Origin of the sequence: Cryobacterium sp. Y50, from assembly GCF_002929805.1 — a bacterium.
Classification (GTDB): Bacteria; Actinomycetota; Actinomycetes; order Actinomycetales; family Microbacteriaceae; genus Cryobacterium.
Genome location: NZ_PJJM01000003.1, coordinates 1 through 1,139, shown reverse-complemented (window position 1 = coordinate 1,139; position 1,139 = coordinate 1). Strand labels below are relative to the sequence as shown.

Annotated in this window: 1 protein-coding gene; it reads right to left on the bottom strand. The window is 59.3% G+C overall.

Annotation, left to right across the window (positions count from 1 at the left end):
* Positions 1-1,092, bottom strand: a complete 1,092-nt coding sequence (locus CXY73_RS00020) for an IS630 family transposase (RefSeq protein WP_104176379.1) — start codon at positions 1,090-1,092, stop codon at positions 1-3.
* Between the last annotated feature and the right edge of the window lie 47 nt (positions 1,093-1,139).

Here is a 1,139-nt window from a genome sequence, read left to right as displayed (position 1 = left end):
CTAGTGTCCTGCGTCGGAAGTTCGTTGTAGAAGTCGTTTGAGGGATTCGAGGATTTGTTCCGCGGATTTGGTCCAGATGAATGGCTTCGGGTTTTCGTTCCACGCTTTCACCCAGTTGCGAACGTCGGCTTCGAGCGCTTGGACGCTGCGGTGGTCTGAGCGTTGGAGGAGATCGGCCGTGACGTAGGCGAAGAAGCGCTCCACCTGGTTGATCCAGGAAGAATACGTCGGGGTGAAGTGCATGGTGAAACGGGGATGAGCTTCGAGCCAGCGTTTGATCGTGGGGCTTTTGTGGGTGCTGTAGTTGTCGCAGACTAAATGCACGGCGAACTCGTCCGGGACGTCGGCGTTGATCTTGTTCAAGAACTTCTGGAACTCGATCGAGCGGTGCCGACGGTGAATGCTGGAGATGACGCTGCCGTCAGCGGTGTTGAAGGCAGCGAAGAGGCTGGTCGTGCCATGACGCATGTAGTCGTGGGTGCGCTTTTCCGGCATGCCCGGCATCATTGGAAACGCCGGCTGCGACCGCGCTAACGCTTGGACCTGCGTCTTCTCGTCCACACAGTAGACCACGGCCGCTTCCGGCGGGTTCAGATACAGGCCGACAACGTCATAGACCTTCTCCACGAACAGCGGATCATTGGAGAGCTTGAACCCGTTCTGCCGGTGTGGTTTGAGCTCGAACGCCTTCCAGACACGCCCGATCGTGGACTTCGATAGGCCACTTCGCTCGGCCATCTTCGCCCTCGACCAGTGCGTCGCGTTCTTCGGCGTCGACTCCAACGTCGCCACAACCACCTCCTCGACCTGGTCCGCGCTGATCGAAGCCGGTCGCCCGGGCCGTGCCTCGTCCATTAGCCCGTCCAGTTGAGATGCCACAAAACGGGCACGCCACTTACTGACCGTGTTCGTTGAACAGCCCACCTGCGCGGCAACCGACGTGTTATCTAGGCCCTCGGCGCAGCCAAGGATGATCCGGGACCGTAACGCCAACGCCTGCGCAGACGTCGGCCGCCGCGACCAGCGCAAGAGCTGCTCCCGCTCCTCATCGGTCAGAATCAGCTCAGTCTTTGGGCGTCCAGTTCGCGACATGACTCATCATAACACTTAACCAATGAATTTACGACGCAAGACACTAG